This window comes from Sinomonas humi (assembly GCF_000802235.1).
GTDB classification, from domain to species: Bacteria; Actinomycetota; Actinomycetes; order Actinomycetales; family Micrococcaceae; genus Sinomonas; species Sinomonas humi.
Genome location: NZ_JTDL01000042.1, coordinates 1 through 917 on the forward strand (window position 1 = coordinate 1; position 917 = coordinate 917).

Genomic DNA, 917 nt, shown 5'->3' on the forward strand with positions numbered 1-917 from the left:
GGTCGTGGCTGAGCCGTTCGCGTCCTGGATCCTCTCGGGCGACTTCCCGGCCGGGCGGCCCGCGTGGGAGGACGCGGGAGCGCAGTTCGTCGCCGACCTCGAGCCGTTCGAGAACCGCAAGCTGTGGCTGTTCAACGGCGCCCACACCATGCTGGCCTACTCGGGCCGGCTCCGGGGCCACGAGACGGTGGCGGACGCGCTCGAGGATCCGGTGTGCCGCCGGGCTGTGGCGGAGTTCTGGGACGAGGCCGCCCGGCACCTCACCCTGCCCGAACTGGATGTGCCCTCGTACCGCGCGGCCCTGCTCGAGCGGTTCGCGAACCCCCGCATTGCCACTATCTCGCCCAGATCGCCCAGGACGGCTCGCTCAAGCTGCGCCTGCGGTGCGTGCCGGTCCTGCGGGCGGAACGAGCGGAGGGCCGGTCCGGCAGGGCCGCGGCCCGGATGATCGCTGCCTGGATCGACTACCTCGCCACCGGGGCGGAGATCAACGACCCCCTCGAGGACGAGGTGCGGCTCGCCCTGGCGCTCGAGGGCAGCGAACGAACCGCTGGGCTACTGCGTCTGATCGACCGCGGCCTCGGGGCGGACGCCGCGGTCCACCATCGGATACACGCCCTCCTCAGATCGTTCGACCAAGACTGAACTGCGCGGGCCAGAACGCCCGTAGTAAGAGAGGACCACCATGAAGATCGTTGCCGCTGAGGTGTTCGTGACGAGCCCGTCGCGGAACTTCGTGACGCTGAAGATCACGACCGACGAGGGCATCACGGGCATCGGCGATGCGACCCTGAACGGGCGGGAGCTCGCGGTCGCGGCGTACCTGAAGGAGCATGTCGCCCAGCTGCTGATCGGCAAGGATCCGCACATGATCGAGGACACCTGGCAGTTCCTGTACCGGTCCTCGTACTGGCGTC

Annotated in this window: 2 protein-coding genes and 1 pseudogene; all 3 read left to right on the forward strand. The window is 69.4% G+C overall.

Translation table 11 applies throughout. From position 1 onward, the window contains the following. Positions 1–448: mannitol dehydrogenase family protein (locus LK10_RS03800; RefSeq protein ID WP_456242881.1), on the forward strand; the 448-nt coding region annotated here is incomplete at its 5' end. Further along, positions 445–645: a hypothetical protein gene (locus LK10_RS22985; RefSeq protein ID WP_052206921.1), complete on the forward strand. Its 201-nt coding sequence runs from the start codon at positions 445–447 to the stop codon at positions 643–645. The genes LK10_RS03800 and LK10_RS22985, both read left to right, overlap by 4 nt. Before the next feature lie 40 nt (positions 646–685). Further along, a pseudogene (locus tag LK10_RS03805) lies at positions 686–917 on the forward strand (bifunctional D-altronate/D-mannonate dehydratase); the annotation flags it as partial.